The organism is Qipengyuania intermedia, assembly GCF_019711615.1.
Taxonomy (GTDB): Bacteria; Pseudomonadota; Alphaproteobacteria; order Sphingomonadales; family Sphingomonadaceae; genus Qipengyuania; species Qipengyuania intermedia.
The window spans coordinates 758,409-775,606 of the sequence record NZ_JAIGNS010000001.1; the positions used below are offsets into that span (position 1 = coordinate 758,409).

The window sequence follows — 17,198 nt, forward strand, 5'->3', positions numbered from 1 at the left end:
AACCAGGGCACCGCCCGCGGCGGTGGCCGACAGTTTCGCAAGCGCTCCTTTAACCGACATGTTCGCACTTCCTGTTGCGCGGGTTGATCCCGCATCGATCGGAAACGCGCACCATGCGAATCCCCCGATCTTCGAATTTACACTCTGCTGTTACCTCTACAAAACTAAATTTTCCGCAATTTAGCGAGGGCTGCCAGCGCCGTGTCCCGCTTTGGAACTGAATTTCGCCGGTCTCTTACAGCGCGATTCACCCTATCAATCAAACATATCCGACTGGCCGGCGGGTCCCGGCGGCGTCATGCCGAGGTGGGACCAGCCGCCATCGTTGAGCATGCGGCCCCGCGCTGTCCGGGCAATCAGGCCGAGCTGGATGAGATAGGGTTCGATCACCTCCTCGACCGTGTCGCGTGGTTCGCTGAGACCAGCCGCCAGCGTCTCGACGCCCACGGGACCACCCTTGTAGGTGGTAGCGATCATGGTGAGATAGCGCCTGTCCATCGCATCGAGGCCGAGACTGTCCACTTCGAGCCGCGTCAGCGCTTCGTCGGCCACCCTGGTCGTGACCACGGCCTCGTCCAGCACGCTGGCGAAGTCGCGCACGCGGCGCATCAGGCGGCCTGCGACACGCGGCGTCCCGCGGGAACGGCGGGCGATCTCGCGTGCACCGCCCTCGTCGATGCCCATGCCGAGCAGCCCTGCCCCGCGGGTGACGACCTTGAGCAGCTCGTCCTCGGTGTAGAAATTGAGGCGTACCGGGATGCCGAAACGGTCGCGCAAGGGCGTGGTCAGCAGGCCCTGACGCGTCGTCGCGCCGACCAGCGTGAAGGGCGGCAGGTCGATCCGCACGCTGCGCGCCGACGGCCCCTCGCCGATGATGATGTCGAGTGCGCGGTCCTCCATCGCGGGATAGAGCACTTCCTCGACCACCGGATTGAGCCGGTGGATCTCGTCGATGAAGAGCACGTCGTTCGGCTCGAGATTGGTGAGCAGCGCGGCGAGGTCACCGGCCTTAGCGATCACCGGGCCGCTGGTGGCACGGAAACCAACGCCCAGTTCCTTCGAGACAATCTGCGCCAGCGTGGTCTTACCGAGGCCCGGCGGGCCGAAGAACAACACATGGTCCATCGCCTCGGCGCGGTTCTTGGCCGCCTCGATAAACACCCGCAAATTCTCGCGCGCCGCCTTCTGCCCGACGAATTCGGCAAGCGATTTCGGCCGCAGCGCCGCATCAGGGTCTTCCGGCTGCCGGTCGGGCGAATGGAGGGGTACGGGTTCGGTCATGCCTTCGCAAATCTCTTCACTATTAGGACAAAACCTACAAACGCCCATTGGATTATAGGAATGAAAATCAACCCGAGAGCCGACGTACTGCTCGCTGACACGAACGCCATATTGTATGTCGCATAGATCCCAAAAGAGAGAAGTGGGACCAATGTCAGAAACCAGACACGTGAGGTCAGGCCCAGATAGGCAACATAACCGACCGGCGAAATTACAAGTGACAGAAAAATCAACGTGAATGGGCTGATGAGCGAAATACCGGCCGCCATCTTGTCCATCACGTAAAGCAGAAAAATTCCATACGCCCCCGCTGCAATCACCCCGATTTTTGGAAGCAAGTTCAAAACGGGTTCACCGTGTAGCCGCGCTGTTGCAGCAGGGCGTGGGCGGTCATGGCGGATAGCGCCATTTCGACGCCCGGCAGCAGGTCGTCCTGTGTCACCCCATAGGCCGCCGCGCTCTGGCCGCAGACGATGAAGCGCACGCCCTCGCCGAGCATCACCTGCACCATGTCGGCAGAGGTGTTGTCGGGCTTTGCCAGCAAGTCGTTCACCGCCTTGCCATGGACGACCACGGCAATGCGGATGTTTTCTTCAGGTACGCCATGCGCGACGTGCATGTTGATGAAGCGCGCGGCGCTTTCGAAACCGCGATTGCGTGCGCCCTCGTCAGCAGGCTTGGCGACATCGAAGGCAATCGAGAATTCGGTATCGCCGGGGACTTCGCCGATCCCCTCGACCGGCGCGTGCGGTCCGAATTGCGCGAACACGGGACCGGTTTTGAATGCGCTCATATCCTGCGCCGAAGCGGTCGTCGCCAGCAGGGCTGCCACCGCGCTCATCGCCATCACTTTCAATGCCATCATTTTCATCCCGCCGCCCTCTTCAATGCGACGCGAATGAGGTCGCCCTCGCTCGCGCCTTCGCCCAGCTCGCCTTGTGCCAGAGCCACCGCCCGAGCGGCAATCGCCGGTTTGAAGCCGAGGTTTTCCAGCGCGCTCACCGCATCCGCGCTCGCACCGCCGACCGGGGCCGCTGTAGCCGCTCCGCCAACGACACCGCCGCCCGGAAGCGCGCCCGCCTTGTCCTTCAGTTCGTTGACGATGCGCCCGGCCAGTTTCGGCCCTACGCCCTGCGCCCGCGCGATCGTGGCGGCATCGCCATTGGAGCACGCCTGCTGCACCTCGCCGGTCGACAACGCCGACAGGATCGCAAGGCCGACCTTGCTCCCCACGCCCTGCACCTGCGTGAGCAGGCGGAACCAGTCGCGCTCCGCAGCCTCTGCAAAGCCGAGCAGGCGCATGTCGTTTTCCGACACCTGGAGATCGGTGTAGACAGTGCAGGCCTCGCCCGTCTCGCCCAACTGGCTGAGTGTGCGAGCCGAGCAATGGACGAGATATCCGACGCCCGAAACATCGATCACCGCCCAGTCGGAACCGGTTTCGTCGAGCAGGCCTTTAAGCTTTGCAATCATGGTTTGTTCTTGCGCCACAAGAATGGCTTGGTCCAGCCCTAGTGGACTTGGCCCCACAGTTGAGACAGGAAGGCGGGCATGAGCTGGAACACTTTCGGACGCGTGCTGCGCTTCACAACCTGGGGGGAAAGCCATGGCCCTGCCATCGGCGCAGTCGTCGACGGGTGCCCTCCGGGGATCGAGCTGAGCGAGAGCGATATCCAGCCCTTCCTCGATGCAAGGAAGCCGGGCCAGAACAAGTTCACCACCCAGCGCAAGGAACCGGACGAGGTCCGCATCCTGTCGGGCGTGTTCGAGGGCAAGACGACGGGCACTTCGCTCTCGCTGCTGATCGAGAACAAGGACCAGCGGTCGAAAGATTATTCGGAAATCGCCAATACCTATCGCCCCGGCCATGCCGACTATGCCTATGACGCGAAATACGGTTTTCGCGATTATCGCGGCGGCGGGCGCAGCTCTGCGCGCGAGACGGCGATGCGCGTTGCGGCGGGCGCGGTGGCGAGGAAAGCCATGCCGGAGGTCGCAATACTCGCTTATGTCGCGGAGATCGGCGGCGACCGGATCGACCCCGCCAATTTCGACCGCGAGGAAATCGCCCGCAATCCCTTCTGGTGCCCCGACGCACAGGCGGCCGAGCGCTGGGAAGCGCTGGTCGACGAAGCGCGCAAAGCAGGCTCTTCGCTCGGCGCGGTGGTCGAATGCGTGGCGACGGGCGTACCCGCAGGATGGGGCGCGCCGGTCTATGCCAAGCTCGACAGCGACCTGGCGGCAGGCATGATGAGTATCAACGCGGTCAAGGGCGTGGAGATCGGCGACGGCTTCGATGCCGCCCGCCTGACCGGCGAACAGAACGCCGATGCCATGTCACCGGGCGAAAACGGCCCGGAGTTCGCGGCCAATCATGCCGGCGGGATCGCTGGCGGTATCTCTACAGGCCAGCCGGTGGTCTGCCGCGTGGCCTTCAAGCCGACCAGTTCGATCCTCACCCCCGTTGCCAGCATCGACCGTCAGGGCGAGGCGACCGAGGTGCGCACCAAGGGGCGGCACGATCCCTGTGTCGGTATCCGGGGTACGCCGGTCGTCGAGGCGATGATGGCGCTGGTGCTGGCCGATCACAAACTGCTGCACCGCGCGCAATGCGGCTGAGCCGCTCGGCGGAACTTACCAAAGCATCATGAAAGCAATCGCCAATTCGCGCCCACTTCTGTGGCTGCTACTCGCCTTGCCGGGGCTCTGGATGGTGGGGCGGTGGGTTCTGACACCCGACAGCTATGGCTATGGCCATGCGATCGGCGATAGCGGCGACTGGGCGGCGTGGCTGTTGCTGGTGACTTTGGCGGTAACGCCGATACGGCTCGCGTTCCGCAAGCGGAAATGGGCGGTCTGGCTGATGCGCAAGCGGCGCGATCTGGGTGTCGCAAGCTTCGCCTATGCCGCGTTTCACACGGGCATATACCTCGGCAAGAAGGTCGATCCGGCCGTTATCCTGTCCGAAGCGGGAGAGCCTTACTTGCTTGCCGGATGGGCGGCGCTGGCCCTGTTCGTACCGCTCGCCGCGACATCGAACGATATCGCGACGAGGGCACTCAAGCGGTCATGGAAGACCTTGCACCGCCTCGTCTATCCGGCGGCAATCCTGGTCTTCTTGCACTGGGTCCTGTCCGCCTTCGATCCGACCACCGCGTGGATCCACGTCGGTATTCTGGTCGCGATCGAGGGGATCAGGATCGTTCTGCAAATGCGTCAGAGAGTGACGTAATTGCGGAAACGGGCGACTTCCGCCTCGTCGACATACTTGCCGATTTCGCGGTTGAATTCGCCCATGTCCTCGTAGGGACGGTATTCTTCGAATTCGTGAACCATCTTGTCAGTCATGCCGGGGATCAGGCGGATCTGCTCCTCGGTGGCTTCGTTGAGGTTGACCGGGACAAACACGGTTTCCAGCACGGCGGCTGCTTCCTCGGCCGACAGCGTTTCGAGGAGCTTCGCGTTGAACGCCGTCACGTCGGCATAGGGCTGGCCTGCGACGATGGCGGCAGCGAGTTCGTCGGACACGCCATCGATTCCGGCAAGCTGCTCGGCAGTCGCGGTGCTGGCGTCGAGGACGCCGGCGGTTTCGGCTTCCGCTTCGACGGTGTCGGTGGCCGCAGTCTCGTCGGCAGCAGGTGCGCTTTCTTCGGCGTCCGAGCAGGCGGCAAGAGCAAGGGTGCTGGCGGTGAAGGCAGCGGCGATAGCAAACTTACGCATTTCGAATCCTCTTATTGCGAAGAATTCGCATTATCATACAAGCGCTGCCAGCGAAGCGATTTCTCAAATTTTTCTGAGCACAACGGCCTCTGTTGCAGAAAATGCATGATAATTGCGCCTATGTTGCGCTTTAAGAAAGTTCCATCGAGTTGATCGATTATTCCGATGCTCGCAATCGCAACATATCGCTTTTGTGCATCGCAGCACCCCCTATCTGGAGCCCACGAGATTCACCCCGAATAACGGAGAAAACCATGGGTATCATCGGAAGCGAAATCAAACCGTTCAACGCCACCGCCTTCCAGGCCGGCAAGGACTTTTTCGAAGTCACCGACGAAGACGTGAAGGGCAAGTGGTCCGTCTTCTTTTTCTATCCGGCCGACTTCACCTTCGTCTGCCCGACCGAACTGGAAGACCTCGGCGAGCAGTACGCCATGCTCCAGAAGATGGACGTCGAAGTCTATGCCGTGTCGACCGACACGCACTTCAGCCACAAGGCATGGCACGACACCTCGGACAAGATCGGCAAGCTGCAGTTCCCGTTCCTGGGCGACCAGAACCACGTCCTTGCGCGCAACTTCGACGTGCTGCGTGAAGGCGTCGGCCTCGCCGATCGTGCGACCTTCGTGGTCGATCCCGACGGCGTGATTCAGATCATGGAACAGACCTGCGAAGGCGTAGGCCGCAATGCCAACGAACTGGCCCGCAAGATCAAGGCTGCCCAGTACGTTCGTGCGAACCCCGGCCAGGTCTGCCCGGCCGCCTGGGAAGAAGGCAGCGAAACGCTGGCTCCCTCGCTCGACCTCGTCGGCAAGATCTAAGCATCAAGTACAGGCGGTGCGCCTTTCCCCGGCGCGCCGCCCAAGAGCCCGAGCGAGCCTCGGGTCGCTGGAAGGTCCGGGGCATTTGCCTCCCCCCCCCGCCCCGGACCTTTTCCATCCCCCAATCCCATCCGGAGACCGCGCATGCTCGACACCGCAATGAAGCAACAGCTTTCGACCTATCTCGCCAATTTGCGCGAGCCGATCGAACTCGTCGCCTCGCTGGCTGACGACGCGAAGAGCACGCAGACCCGCGAACTGCTGGAAGAGATTGCCGCGCTGCACGATCTGGTCACCGCCAGTTTCGACGGCACCGACGATCGCAAGCCCAGCTTCATCATCCGCCGCGCCAGAGATGCGGAAAAGTGGGTGCGTTTCGCAGGCCTTCCGATGGGGCATGAATTCACCTCGCTCGTCCTCGCCCTGCTGTGGGCCGGCGGGCATCCGCCCAAGGTCGATGCCGACCTGATCGAACAGGTTCGCGGCATCGAGGGCGATTTCCATTTCGAGATGTATTTCTCGCTGAGCTGCCACAACTGCCCCGACGTGGTGCAGGCGCTGACGCTGATGGCGCTCGAGAACCCGCGCATTACCGCGACGCTGATCGAGGGCGGAACTTACCAGGACGAAGTCGACGCGCGCGACATCATGGCCGTCCCCGCGACCTTCCTGAATGGCGAGCCCTTTTACAACGGCAAGATGGAACTGGCCGAAATCCTTGCCAGGATCGACACCGGCGCCGATGCCAAGGCCGCAGAGAAGCTCAATGCCAAGGACCCGTTCGAAGTCCTCGTCGTCGGCGGCGGACCGGCTGGCGCGGCGACTGCCATCTACACCGCCCGCAAAGGTTTCCGTACCGGCATCGCGGCCGAACGCTTTGGCGGGCAGCTGCACGACACGCTGGGCATCGAGAACCTGCCGGGCACGGCTTATACGGAAGGCCCGAAGCTTGCCGGAGAGCTTGAGCGTCATGTCGGTGAATACGACATCGACCTCATGAACCTTGCCAAGGCGGTGAAGCTCGTCCCTGCCAAGCAGGAGGGCGGTCTCCACACGGTCGAACTGGGCAATGGAGCCAGCCTCAAGGCGCGCAGCCTGATCCTGGCGACGGGTGCGCGCTGGCGTAATCTCGGCGTTCCGGGCGAGGCGGAATATCGCAACAAGGGCGTGGCCTACTGCCCGCACTGCGACGGCCCCCTGTTCAAGGGCAAGCGCATCGCCGTGATCGGCGGCGGCAATTCGGGCGTCGAGGCGGCAATCGATCTTGCCAAGATCGTCGGCCATGTCACGCTGATCGAATATGACGAGAAATTGCGCGCCGACGAAGTGTTGCAGGCCAAGCTTCGCAGCATGGACAATGTCGAAATCGTTACCAGCGGCCAGACGACCGAGATTACCGGCAAGGACGGCAAGGTTGACGGCCTGGTGCTCAAGGACCGCAAGAGCGGTGACGAGCGCCGCATCGAACTGGAAGGCGTGTTCGTCCAGATCGGCCTCGTGCCGAATACGGAATGGCTCAAGGACAGCGGCCTTGCGCTGACCAGGTTCGGTGAAATCGAAACCGACGAGGAAGGGCGCACCAACCTGCCCGGCATCTTTGGCGCGGGCGACGTGACCGACGTGCCCTACAAGCAGATCGTGGTCGCAATGGGCGAAGGCTCGAAGGCAGGCCTATCGGCTTTCGATTACCTCATCCGGACCGAGGCAGTGGACGAGATCGCGCAAGCCGCCTGATTTTTGCTCTCGATCAAAACGACAAAGCGCCGCCATTCCAACCGGATGGCGGCGTTTTTCGTATGCGCGCCACGCTTCGTCGCTCAATCGCTTGCGGCAATCAATTTGAACCGTTTAATCGATTGGACGAATAACCGGACGAGGTTCATCGTCATCCGGTTCTCGGACGGGAGACCGAGTCTTTTTACAGGAGAGAGTATTCATGGACGCCAAAACCGGAGATATCAGCGGTTGTCCCTTCCACGGCGATGCCGGAACAAGGGCTTTGTTCGGCCGCCGCAACCGTGACTGGTGGCCCGATCAGCTCGATCTGGAAATCCTTACCGAAGGTGGCCGTGCGGCCGACCCGATGGGCGAGGACTTCGATTATTGCGAAGCCTTCAACGCGCTCGATTACAACGCGCTCAAGCAGGACCTTACCGACCTGATGACCGACAGCCAGGACTGGTGGCCGGCGGACTATGGTCATTATGGCCCCTTCTTCATCCGCATGGCATGGCACGCAGCCGGCACCTATCGCACGGGCGATGGTCGCGGCGGCGGCGGCAGCGGCCAGCAGCGTTTCGCCCCGCTCAACAGCTGGCCCGATAACGGCAACCTCGACAAGGCGCGCCGCCTCCTGTGGCCGATCAAGCAGAAATACGGCAAGCACATCAGCTGGGCCGACCTTTTCATCCTTACCGGTAACGTCGCCATCGAAAGCATGGGCGGTCCCGTGTTCGGCTTCGGCGGCGGCCGCAAGGACGTGTTCGATCCGGAAACCGTCTACTGGGGCACGGAAGAAAAGTGGGTCGATACGGGCGCCGAAACCCGCATCCAGCCGGATGAGGGCATGGCGCTCGAAAATCCGCTCGCCGCGATCCAGATGGGCCTCATCTACGTCAATCCCGAAGGTCCGGGCGGCAATCCGCACGATGCCGAGGGCATGGCCCGCGACATGCGTGAAACCTTCGCCCGCATGGCCATGAACGACGAGGAAACCGTCGCCCTTACCGCCGGCGGTCACGCCTTCGGCAAGGCCCACGGCGCGAAGCCTGCGGACACTTTCGGCAGCGCTCCGGAAGGCGAAACCCTGCACCGCATGGGCTTCGGCTGGCTGACCGACCCCGATGAAATCGGCAAGGGTCACATCACGACGTCGGGCATCGAAGGCGCGTGGACGCCGAATCCGACCCAGTGGGGCGGCGACTATTTCCGCCTGCTGTTCAAATACGACTACGAGCTCGTCCAGAGCCCGGCAGGCGCGAACCAGTGGCAGCCGATCAATCCCGATCCGGAAGACATGGCACCCGACGCCAGGGACCCGAACAAGAAGGTCCCGACCATGATGACCACCGCCGACATGGCGCTGAAACGCGACCCGGAATATCGCAAGATCTCCGAACGCTTCCGCGACGACCAAGCGGCCCTCGACGATGCTTTCGCCCGCGCATGGTTCAAGTTGTGCCACCGCGACATGGGGCCCAAAGTCCGCTACCTCGGCCCCGAAGTGCCGAGCGAAGACCTGATCTGGCAGGACCCCGTGCCCGCCGGAACGCAGGTGTCCGACAGCGACGTTTCGTCCTTCAAGTCGAAGGTGCTGGACAGCGGCCTTTCCGTTTCGGAACTGGTGAAGGCAGCGTGGGCCTCGGCCTCGACCTACCGCAACTCCGACCATCGCGGCGGCGCCAACGGTGCGCACATCCGCTTCGATGAAATCAAGAACTGGGCGGTCAACGATCCCGAAGAACTGGGCAAGGTCCTTGCCAAGCTCGACGAGATCCGCGGCTCGATCTCGATGGCCGACGCCATCGTCATCGCCGGTTCGGCTGCGGTCGAAAAGGCTGCGAAGGATGCGGGCTTCGATATCTCCGTTCCGGTCACCACCGGCCGCGGCGATGCGAAGCGCGAAGACTTCGATGCCGAGAGCTGGGAACCGCTGGAGCCGTTCGCCGACGGTTTCCGCAACTACCTCAAGACCAAGGCTTCGGTGAAGACCGAGGACATGCTGGTCGACCGTGCCCACCTCCTGGGCCTGTCGATCCCCGAAATGACCGCGCTGGTCGGCGGGCTTCGCGTGCTGGGTGCTGTAAGCAAGCACGCCAAGCACGGGAACAGCATCGGCGTCCTTACCGAAACCCCCGGCAAGCTCGACAACAGCTGGTTCGTGAACCTGCTGGGCATGGGCGTGATCTGGGAAGAGGTCGACGACAGTGGCGACGAGGAATTCGTCGGCACCTGCCGCAAGACCGGCAAGGAACTGTGGCGCGCAACGCGTACCGACCTTGTCTTCGGCTCCAACTCGCGCCTGCGCGCGGTAGCGGAAGTCTATGCCGAGAACGGCAATGAGGAGAAGTTCGTGAACGACTTCGTCAAGGCCTGGACCAAGGTCATGGATGCAGACCGTTTCGACCTCACCTACGCCAAGTACCACAAGTAAAAAACAGAACTGAGCCCCTGGGCCGCAGAAGGAGCCCCCGGCAGAAATGCCGGGGGCTTTTTCTTCTCTTTACTCGGCTCGCACGAAGGCTAGGCAATTCCGATGAACACCCAATTCACGAAGCGCGCGCGCTTGTTCGCTGGTCTTATCTCGGTCGCCGCGTTGGCTTACGGAGAGGCGAGCGGGTTCTACGCCTACTTCTTCCTCGACGTCGCGCAATTCGGCTACGGGCCGGTCCTCGCCAACATACTCGGGCTTGCCGTGGTCTTCATGATTTTCGGCCTGATCCTGCTCGGACTGCGACGCTTGCTCAGCGCTCGCGCCTGAGGACGATGTAGAGCGCGCCGTCGCCGCCATGGCGCTGATGCGCGCGGCGTACGGCCGCAATGGCCGAATGGTGGCTGGAGGCTGCCAGCCAGTCCAGCACCTTGGCCCGGATGGCCCCGCGCCTGTGCCCGCGATCCGCCGGATCAACCGGGCGCGGCTTGCCGGTGATCAGCAGGATCGTGCGCGCGCCCATGGAACGGGCCTGCGCCACACCGCTGATCAGGCGGTTGTAGGCCGCGTCGAGCCCGTGGTCGTGAAGGTCCAGCGTGAAGTCCGGCTGGATCGCGCCCGATTTGAGCCTGCGGTCCCAATGGGAATCGAGAGAATTGGCGGATTTGGTGGGAGCGGCAACGGGCCGGGGTGCTGACGAGGGCGCGGGCTTTCGGGGCGATGGTTTGGGGACTGTCACCTTCGGTGCCATCGGGACAGCAACCTTCCGGACCGGAGCGCGCGGGTGAAGCGGTTCGACCGTCGCGGCGACCTTTTCCCAGGCTTCCGCTTCTTGCGCGCTGAGGCCGCGCGGCGCGCTCATCGCTTCAGGCGGGCGAGCGTGCCCTTGGGCAGGAAGATGTAAGCCGTTCCGCTGCTGCTCATGCCGCCGGCGATTTCGCGGGCCTGCGCGCCATTGCCCCAGAACGTGTCGAAGCGGTTGGCGCCCTTGATGGCCCCGCCGGTATCCTGCGCAACCCAGAGCCCGTCCGCCACATCGCTTTCCATGTCGAGCCAGACCGGTGCGCCATAGGGTACGAACTTGGGATCGACCGCGATGCTGTCGCGCCCGTAGACCGGCACTTCGAGCGAGCCGAGCGGACCGTCGGTGTCCAGTTCACGGAAGAAGATCCAGCTCTTGTTGAGGTTCATGATCTCGTCCGCCCGGTCCGGATTGTCCCGCAGCCAGCCCATCAGTCCCTGCATCGAGGTCGGATACTGCGTCCCGTCGCCGATCAAGCCCTGCTCACGCATAGGCCTGCCGATGGCGACATATTCGCGGCCGTTTTGCCCCGCATAGCCGATGCGCATCACGCTGCCGTCGGGCTGGCGCAGCAGGCCGCTACCCTGGATCTGGAGAAAGAAGAACTCGATCGGGTCGGCGGCCCAGGCGATGGTCGGGACCTTGCCGTCCAGCGCGCCCTTCACGATTTCCGACCGCTCGTAATAGCGCACGAACTCGCCGTCTTCATTGTAGCGGCCAAGCGGCGGGCGGCCGGTGCGCTCGCTCTCGGCGATTTCGGCAGGCCAGCCGCGCTCGAGGTCGGACGGGAGGGCGTAGACCGGCACGTCGTAGCCGGGCGTCTTTGTCCGGCTGCCGAGGATTTCTGGCTCGAAATAGCCCGTGGCGAAGGCCTCGCCTTCGCCCACGATCGCGGTTTCGAACTGGCTGGTGAAGAAGAGCGCCGGATCGCTCGACCAATTGCTCGCCGCAAGGCACGGCCCCTGCCAGTCGAGCCGGGTGGTCAGGCCGCTCGTATCGTCGCGGAAAAGTATCTTGTCGCAAGAGCGCCTGAACGCTGCCAGCGCGCCTTCCGCATCCGCCTGCAGGAACGGGAAGCTCTCGATGGGCGGGCCGGGGCGAACACCTGCCGATGCGGCATTGTCTGCAATTTCGGCGGGCGGCTGTTCGACAGCGCCCGTGTCCATCGGCGGACGCGCTTCGGGCACGACGGCGCAGGCGGTAAGCAGCGAAGCCGCCGCGAGTGTGAGCGCGCTTCGCATGGAGCCTACTCCTGTAAGGATGAAGATTAGTCCTGGTCGGTTTCGTCGAGGACCCAGTTCGGGTCCATCGAGTCGACCGAGCGGCTGAACGTCCAGATGTCGCGGCTTTCGACGGCATCGTCGAGCGAACCGGCGACAACGGTGCCGTCCTTGTCGCGCGTGACCGCGGCGATATCGGCCACGAAACGCACTGCGATACGCGCGGTGCGGCCATCCATTTCGGCAGAATGGACCGTGGCATCCTCGATCCGGATAAGGCGGTTGTCGAGCGTTTCGCCCGCAGCTTCGCGCGCATCGATCGCGCCTGCGAAGCTGGCGTAGACATCTTCGTCCGTAAGGTCGCGCAGCGTGTCCTTGTCGCCTGCCCAGAAAGCCTCGAGGATCATGGCATAAGCTGCCTTGGCACCTTCGAGGAAGGACAGCAGGTCGAACCGCGAATCGGCATTGGCGATGGAGCGGATCGCGCTTTCATTGGCATTCGTCGCATTATCGACGCTGCGCAGGGTCACCGCAGGGCGCGCAGGCGCTGCCGCATCCGGCGTCGTGCCGGTGACGGCAGGCGGCGATTTCTGTTCGCGCGGGCCGTAGCTGCGACGGATCGGATCCTCCTCATGCTCGGACCGCTGGCCCAGCACCGAATAGAGGCGCAGGCCGAGAAATGCGGCAATGGCTGCTAGGATGACGATCTCGGTGATCACAGGCGGAATTCCGTTCGTTTCGATTCTGGCACTTAGCGAAAGAACCATGCCTTTCGGTACGGTCCCCTTAGTGCCCTAGATAGGGATCAATTACAAACGCACAATGGGCGCTCCGGGGTCCGTTCGGCGTCCTTTTCCTTCGGCCAGCCGGGGCCACTCGCACATTGCCCCGAACCGTGGGGGGTGCTAGGCGCGCGCCCTGACCGGTCGGGGCCGCAATACGACCCGCCCCGCCCACTCATACGGAAATACGAAAGAAAGTTTGCCCGATGGCCGATGAAAACGACGTTCTGACCGATCTCAATGCGGATCCCGCTGCTGGTGCCAACGGTGCCGACAATCGCCCTACGGTCGGCGTACTGAACCAGTATGTGAAGGACCTGTCGGTCGAGAACCCGAACGCGCCGGCATCCTACCAGTGGCAGGACCAGCCGCGCGTCGACGTGCAGCTCAACATCGCCTCGAACAAGGTGACGGACGAGATCAGCGAAGTCGAACTGAAGATCACGGTGCGCGCCGACACCGACCAGGGCGCGCAGTACATCGTCGAGCTCGCCTATTGCGGCCTTGTCGGCATTCGCAACGTACCCGAAGAGCATGCCCACGCATTCCTCTTCGCAGAAGCGCCGCGCCTGCTGTTCCCCTTCGCCCGCGCCATCATCTCCGATGCCGTGCGTGATCTCGGCTATGCGCCGATGATGCTGGAGCCGATGGATTTCGCCGGGCTTTACCAGCAGCAGCTGCAGGCACGCGCTGCCCAGCAGGGCGAAGGCGCCCCGGCTCCCACCGGGAACGCCTGAGGCTTCGGGACCGGGACGGAGGCTCCACGATGAGCCTGCTGAAAAACGTCGGCACGATCGGCTCGCTCACCATGGTGAGCCGCATCGCCGGCATGGCCCGCGAAATGATCTTCAGCCGCGTGCTGGGGGCGAATGCGGTCACCGACGCCTGGCTCCAGGCCTTCATCATTCCCAACGTCTTCCGCCGGCTGTTTGCGGAAGGCGCGTTTTCCGCCGCCTTCGTGCCGATGTTCTCCAAACGGTTGAACGGCGAAGGCGGGCTGGAGGATGCGCGCAGTTTCTCGGCCGATGTGCTGAGCGTGTTCCTGCCGGTCCTCATCGCGCTGTGCATCGTTTTCGAACTGGCGATGCCGGGCGTCATCTGGATCCTGGCGGACAAGCCGGTCGATCCCGGCCAGTTCGACCTGTCGGTCGATTTCGCCCGGATCATGTTTCCCTACATCCTGCTGGTAAGCCTCGTGACACTGTTCACCGGCATGCTGAATTCCGTGTCGCGCTTTGCGCCGGGTGCCAGTTTCCCGATCATCCTCAACCTGGTGCTGATCGCCGCGCTGCTGACGGGGGAATATTTCGTCAACGCCACCGGTGCCAGCATCGAACAGGTCGCCTATGGCGTGGCCTGGGCGGTAACCCTTGGCGGCGTCATGCAGCTGGGCTGGCTCTATTACTGGACGAGGGTCGAAGGGTTCAGGCCGAAGCTGCTGTGGCCGCGAATCACTCCGGAAGTGAAGCGGCTGTCGATCATTGCCCTGCCGGCGGCCATCGGCGGCGGCGCCTACCAGATCAACACGCTCGTCCAGCTCTACTTCCTGAACCAGCTCGAATCCGGTTCGGTCAGCTACATGAATTACGCGGACCGCCTCAACCAGCTGCCGCTCGGCATTATCGGCATCGCCCTGTCGACCGCGATCCTTCCCACGCTGTCCAAATTCGTCGGCAGCAAGAACAAGGAAGGTGCGGACCGCATCCAATCCGACGCGATCGAACTGTCGATGCTGCTCACGATTCCTGCCGCCGTGGCCCTGGCGATCTGCGCGACGCCTTTCGTCACGATGATTTTCCAGGGCGGGCGCTTCAGCGTCGAGGACGCGGCGATTGCGGGCGACGTCCTTGCCGTGCTCGTGCTGGGCCTGCCCGCCTATGTCATGGTCAAGGTGCTGGTGCCAAATTTCTATGCGCGCTCGGACACCAAGACGCCGGTCTATGCGGCGTTCATTTCACTGGCCGTGTTCGTCGCCTTCAACATCGCCTTCCTCCAGCGGTTCGGTGTCGAGGGCGTGGCGCTAGCGAGCGTGATCGGGGCCTGGATCAACGTCGCCTTTCTCTACGTGATCCTCCTCAAACGAGGCTATTACACGGTCCCTCTCGCCCTGGTCGGACGCATTGCCCGCCAGCTCATCGCCGCAGCCGCAATGGGCGCTGCCTTGTGGTTCGCCCGCGATTTGCTTACCGGCTGGTACTCGGCCGGCTTTTTCGCCCGGCTTGCCGCGCTTCTCGGGCTCGTCCTGTGCTCGGGCATCGTCTATTTCGGCGTCGCCTTTGCGGTCGGCGCCATCGACCGGCAGCGCATCGCTGCCCTGACCAAGAAGAAAGCTCCGTAAATCATCATGCGTGTTGTTTCCGGCATCCAGCCCACCGGCAATCTCCATCTCGGCAATTACCTGGGGGCGATCCGCAACTGGGTGCGGATGCAGGATAACCTCGGCGAAGGAGAACAGTGCCTGTTCTTCCTTGCGGACCTGCATGCCATTTCGATGCCGCATGAGCCGACGGAACTGCGTCGCGCCACGCTCGAAATGGCGGCGGCGCTGGTCGCCTGCGGGATCGATCCTTCGCGCTCGGTGCTGTTCAACCAGGCCCAGGTCCACGCGCACGCCGAATTGCAATGGCTGCTCAACGGCACCGCCCGCATGGGCTGGCTGAACCGGATGACGCAGTTCAAGGACAAGAGCGGCAAGAACCGCGAAGGTGCCAGCGTTGCGCTGTTCACCTATCCCGTGCTGCAGGCCGCCGACGTGCTGCTCTACCAAGCGACCCATGTGCCTGTTGGCGAGGACCAGAAGCAGCACCTGGAACTGGCGCGCGATATTGCCCAGAAGTTCAACAACGACTTCGCGACCGAGGACGCGCCGGTCTTCACCCTGCCCGAACCGATCAGCCCGCCCCAGGCGGCGCGCATCATGAGCCTGCGCGACGGGTCGAAGAAGATGAGCAAGTCAGATCCGTCGGAAATGAGCCGCATCGAACTGGCCGACGATCCCGACACGGTGATGAAGAAGATCAAGAAGGCCAAGACCGATCCCGAACCCCTGCCGAGCGAGGCAAAGGGGCTGGAGGACCGGCCCGAGGCGCTCAACCTCGTGACGATATACGCCGCGCTTACCGACAAGAGCGTCGAAGACGTGCTGGCGGATTTCGGCGGCGAAGGCTTCGGCAAGTTCAAGCCTGCCTTGGGCGAAGTGCTGGTCGAAACACTGCGCCCGATCTCGGAACGCTTCACCGGCCTTCTCGAAGATCGCGAGGCACTGGACGCGATCCTTGCCCGCGGTGCCGCCCAGGCGCGCCAGATCGCGGTGCCAACGCTCGATGCGACTTACAAGGCGCTGGGCCTCGTTCGGGGATAGGTCAGATCTTCACCGCGGTGCCGCTGGCGGACACCATCAGCATCGAGCCGGTATCGCCGATCACCTCGTAGTCGAGATCGACACCCACCACCGCATTGCCGCCGCGGGTGGCGCATTCGGCCTGCAGTTCCTCGATCGCCTGGTTGCGCGCGTCCGCAAGGATGCGCTCGTAGCTGCCGGAGCGGCCACCCACGATGTCGCGAATATTGGCGAAGAGGTCGCGGAACAGGTTCGCGCCGACGATCACTTCGCCGGTCACGATGCCAAGGTAATCCTGGATCGGCTTGCCTTCGATCGTCGGCGTGGTCGTGACGATCACACCGCGTGCGTCTTTCCAGGGTCCGGGCATCGCAAAATCCTCCTGTCTCGATAAGTGTGTTATCAAGATAGGACGCTTTCGGGCGCGATCAACCCATGCCGAGCGCGGCCTTGTAAGTGTCGAGGATGGTTTCCTGTTCGCTGCGCTCGTCCGGCTTCATTTTCCGCAGGCGGATGATCTGGCGCATGATCTTGGTATCGTAACCCACGGCCTTGGCTTCCGCGTAAACGTCGCGAATGTCGTCGGCGATGCCCTTCTTCTCTTCTTCAAGGCGCTCGATGCGCTCGATGAGAAGGCGCAGGCGGTCGTCGGTGGCTTCGGCCATTGGGTATCAGCTCCAGTGTCTTGAGAATCGGTTGGCTGCTGCGGATAGCCACCTCCTGCGCCGGGGTGAAGGTGCCGACTCGCTACTCCACGCGATTTTTCGCAACGCTCGCCTCCATCCGCGCCAGCTGCTCTTCGGTGGCGGGCGTCTGGTGAGCGGCTTTCCATTCGTCCATCGGCATGCCGTGGATCAGCTCGCGCGCGGCTGCCTTGTCGCCTTCGAAGCCAGCGTCGCGGATCCAGTCGGCGAGGCAATTGCGACAGAAGCCGGATAGCCCCATCAGGTCGATATTCTGCGCATCGTGGCGATGGCGCAGGTGGCGGACCAGCCGCCGGAAAGCGGCTGCCGCTACGTCATCGGGGAGTGCGTCGAGCGCGTCGGGTGCATTCGTAACCATGTCATCGTCCTTGAATTGTC

General features: G+C 63.1%; 20 protein-coding genes. 9 read left to right on the forward strand and 11 right to left on the reverse strand.

Annotation, left to right across the window (positions count from 1 at the left end; translation table 11 throughout):
- Positions 1 to 255: 255 nt before the first annotated feature.
- From ruvB to ruvA, 4 genes are read right to left on the reverse strand one after another with little or no spacing between them, the layout of a single operon-like run.
- Positions 256 to 1,281, reverse strand: a complete 1,026-nt coding sequence (gene ruvB / locus K3179_RS03780) for a Holliday junction branch migration DNA helicase RuvB (RefSeq protein WP_221562536.1) — start codon at positions 1,279 to 1,281, stop codon at positions 256 to 258.
- On the reverse strand, positions 1,278 to 1,562 hold the full coding sequence (locus tag K3179_RS03785; protein ID WP_221562537.1) for a hypothetical protein: 285 nt from the start codon (positions 1,560 to 1,562) through the stop codon (positions 1,278 to 1,280). The genes ruvB and K3179_RS03785 overlap by 4 nt, the downstream gene beginning before the upstream one ends.
- A gap of 59 nt (positions 1,563 to 1,621) precedes the next feature.
- Positions 1,622 to 2,146, reverse strand: coding sequence for a DsrE family protein (locus K3179_RS03790; protein WP_345721972.1), 525 nt, complete (start codon positions 2,144 to 2,146; stop codon positions 1,622 to 1,624).
- Positions 2,147 to 2,148: 2 nt separating this feature from the next.
- Positions 2,149 to 2,754: a Holliday junction branch migration protein RuvA gene (gene ruvA / locus K3179_RS03795; RefSeq protein ID WP_221562539.1), complete on the reverse strand. Its 606-nt coding sequence runs from the start codon at positions 2,752 to 2,754 to the stop codon at positions 2,149 to 2,151.
- A gap of 78 nt (positions 2,755 to 2,832) precedes the next feature.
- Here ruvA and aroC point away from each other — a divergent pair, with 78 nt between their 5' ends.
- Both aroC and K3179_RS03805 read left to right on the forward strand, forming a co-directional pair.
- Entirely contained in the window at positions 2,833 to 3,900 is a 1,068-nt protein-coding gene (gene aroC, locus K3179_RS03800) for a chorismate synthase (RefSeq protein WP_221562540.1), read from the forward strand.
- Between the two features lie 28 nt (positions 3,901 to 3,928).
- Complete coding sequence (locus K3179_RS03805; protein ID WP_247712788.1) at positions 3,929 to 4,513, forward strand: protein-methionine-sulfoxide reductase heme-binding subunit MsrQ; 585 nt, start codon at positions 3,929 to 3,931, stop codon at positions 4,511 to 4,513.
- Here the strand turns inward: K3179_RS03805 and K3179_RS03810 are convergent.
- On the reverse strand, positions 4,498 to 5,001 hold the full coding sequence (locus K3179_RS03810; RefSeq protein ID WP_221562541.1) for a ComEA family DNA-binding protein: 504 nt from the start codon (positions 4,999 to 5,001) through the stop codon (positions 4,498 to 4,500). The genes K3179_RS03805 and K3179_RS03810 overlap by 16 nt on opposite strands.
- Positions 5,002 to 5,255: 254 nt before the next feature.
- On the opposite strand from K3179_RS03810, the gene ahpC reads away from it, so the two are divergent.
- The 4 genes from ahpC (at position 5,256) to K3179_RS03830 (ending at position 10,302) form a co-directional block, all read left to right on the forward strand.
- The gene (gene ahpC, locus K3179_RS03815) at positions 5,256 to 5,822 is read left to right on the forward strand and encodes an alkyl hydroperoxide reductase subunit C (protein ID WP_090477523.1); all 567 of its coding nucleotides are present in this window, start codon (positions 5,256 to 5,258) and stop codon (positions 5,820 to 5,822) included.
- Between the two features lie 144 nt (positions 5,823 to 5,966).
- On the forward strand, positions 5,967 to 7,556 hold the full coding sequence (ahpF, locus tag K3179_RS03820; RefSeq protein ID WP_221562542.1) for an alkyl hydroperoxide reductase subunit F: 1,590 nt from the start codon (positions 5,967 to 5,969) through the stop codon (positions 7,554 to 7,556).
- 202 nt (positions 7,557 to 7,758) lie between these two features.
- Entirely contained in the window at positions 7,759 to 9,975 is a 2,217-nt protein-coding gene (gene katG / locus K3179_RS03825; RefSeq protein ID WP_221562543.1) for a catalase/peroxidase HPI, read from the forward strand.
- Between the two features lie 102 nt (positions 9,976 to 10,077).
- The gene (locus K3179_RS03830) at positions 10,078 to 10,302 is read left to right on the forward strand and encodes a Pr6Pr family membrane protein (RefSeq protein WP_221562544.1); all 225 of its coding nucleotides are present in this window, start codon (positions 10,078 to 10,080) and stop codon (positions 10,300 to 10,302) included.
- Here K3179_RS03830 and K3179_RS03835 read toward each other — a convergent pair.
- From K3179_RS03835 to K3179_RS03845, 3 genes are read right to left on the reverse strand one after another with little or no spacing between them, the layout of a single operon-like run.
- Positions 10,286 to 10,834, reverse strand: a complete 549-nt coding sequence (locus K3179_RS03835) for a Smr/MutS family protein (protein ID WP_221562545.1) — start codon at positions 10,832 to 10,834, stop codon at positions 10,286 to 10,288. The two genes, K3179_RS03830 and K3179_RS03835, sit on opposite strands and share 17 nt — an antisense overlap.
- On the reverse strand, positions 10,831 to 12,015 hold the full coding sequence (gene mltA, locus K3179_RS03840) for a murein transglycosylase A (protein WP_221562546.1): 1,185 nt from the start codon (positions 12,013 to 12,015) through the stop codon (positions 10,831 to 10,833). The genes K3179_RS03835 and mltA overlap by 4 nt, the downstream gene beginning before the upstream one ends.
- Positions 12,016 to 12,041: 26 nt before the next feature.
- The gene (locus tag K3179_RS03845; RefSeq protein ID WP_221562547.1) at positions 12,042 to 12,713 is read right to left on the reverse strand and encodes a Tim44/TimA family putative adaptor protein; all 672 of its coding nucleotides are present in this window, start codon (positions 12,711 to 12,713) and stop codon (positions 12,042 to 12,044) included.
- Between the two features lie 269 nt (positions 12,714 to 12,982).
- On the opposite strand from K3179_RS03845, the gene secB reads away from it, so the two are divergent.
- The 3 genes from secB to trpS are packed head-to-tail and all read left to right on the forward strand — an operon-like array spanning position 12,983 to position 16,137.
- Positions 12,983 to 13,513: a protein-export chaperone SecB gene (secB, locus tag K3179_RS03850; protein ID WP_221562548.1), complete on the forward strand. Its 531-nt coding sequence runs from the start codon at positions 12,983 to 12,985 to the stop codon at positions 13,511 to 13,513.
- A gap of 29 nt (positions 13,514 to 13,542) precedes the next feature.
- Positions 13,543 to 15,114 carry a murein biosynthesis integral membrane protein MurJ gene (murJ, locus tag K3179_RS03855; protein WP_221562549.1) on the forward strand — a complete coding sequence of 524 codons (1,572 nt, stop codon included), beginning with the start codon at positions 13,543 to 13,545 and terminating at the stop codon, positions 15,112 to 15,114.
- Between the two features lie 6 nt (positions 15,115 to 15,120).
- Positions 15,121 to 16,137 carry a tryptophan--tRNA ligase gene (gene trpS, locus K3179_RS03860; protein WP_221562550.1) on the forward strand — a complete coding sequence of 339 codons (1,017 nt, stop codon included), beginning with the start codon at positions 15,121 to 15,123 and terminating at the stop codon, positions 16,135 to 16,137.
- 1 nt (position 16,138) lies between these two features.
- Here the strand turns inward: trpS and K3179_RS03865 are convergent, their stop codons facing one another.
- The 3 genes from K3179_RS03865 to K3179_RS03875 all read right to left on the reverse strand — a co-directional run bounded on the left by K3179_RS03865 (position 16,139) and on the right by K3179_RS03875 (position 17,178).
- Positions 16,139 to 16,456 carry a heavy metal-binding domain-containing protein gene (locus K3179_RS03865; protein ID WP_221563014.1) on the reverse strand — a complete coding sequence of 106 codons (318 nt, stop codon included), beginning with the start codon at positions 16,454 to 16,456 and terminating at the stop codon, positions 16,139 to 16,141.
- A gap of 88 nt (positions 16,457 to 16,544) precedes the next feature.
- On the reverse strand, positions 16,545 to 16,781 hold the full coding sequence (locus K3179_RS03870; RefSeq protein ID WP_221427552.1) for a DUF2312 domain-containing protein: 237 nt from the start codon (positions 16,779 to 16,781) through the stop codon (positions 16,545 to 16,547).
- 82 nt (positions 16,782 to 16,863) lie between these two features.
- Positions 16,864 to 17,178, reverse strand: a complete 315-nt coding sequence (locus K3179_RS03875) for a DUF1244 domain-containing protein (RefSeq protein ID WP_221562551.1) — start codon at positions 17,176 to 17,178, stop codon at positions 16,864 to 16,866.
- Between the last annotated feature and the right edge of the window lie 20 nt (positions 17,179 to 17,198).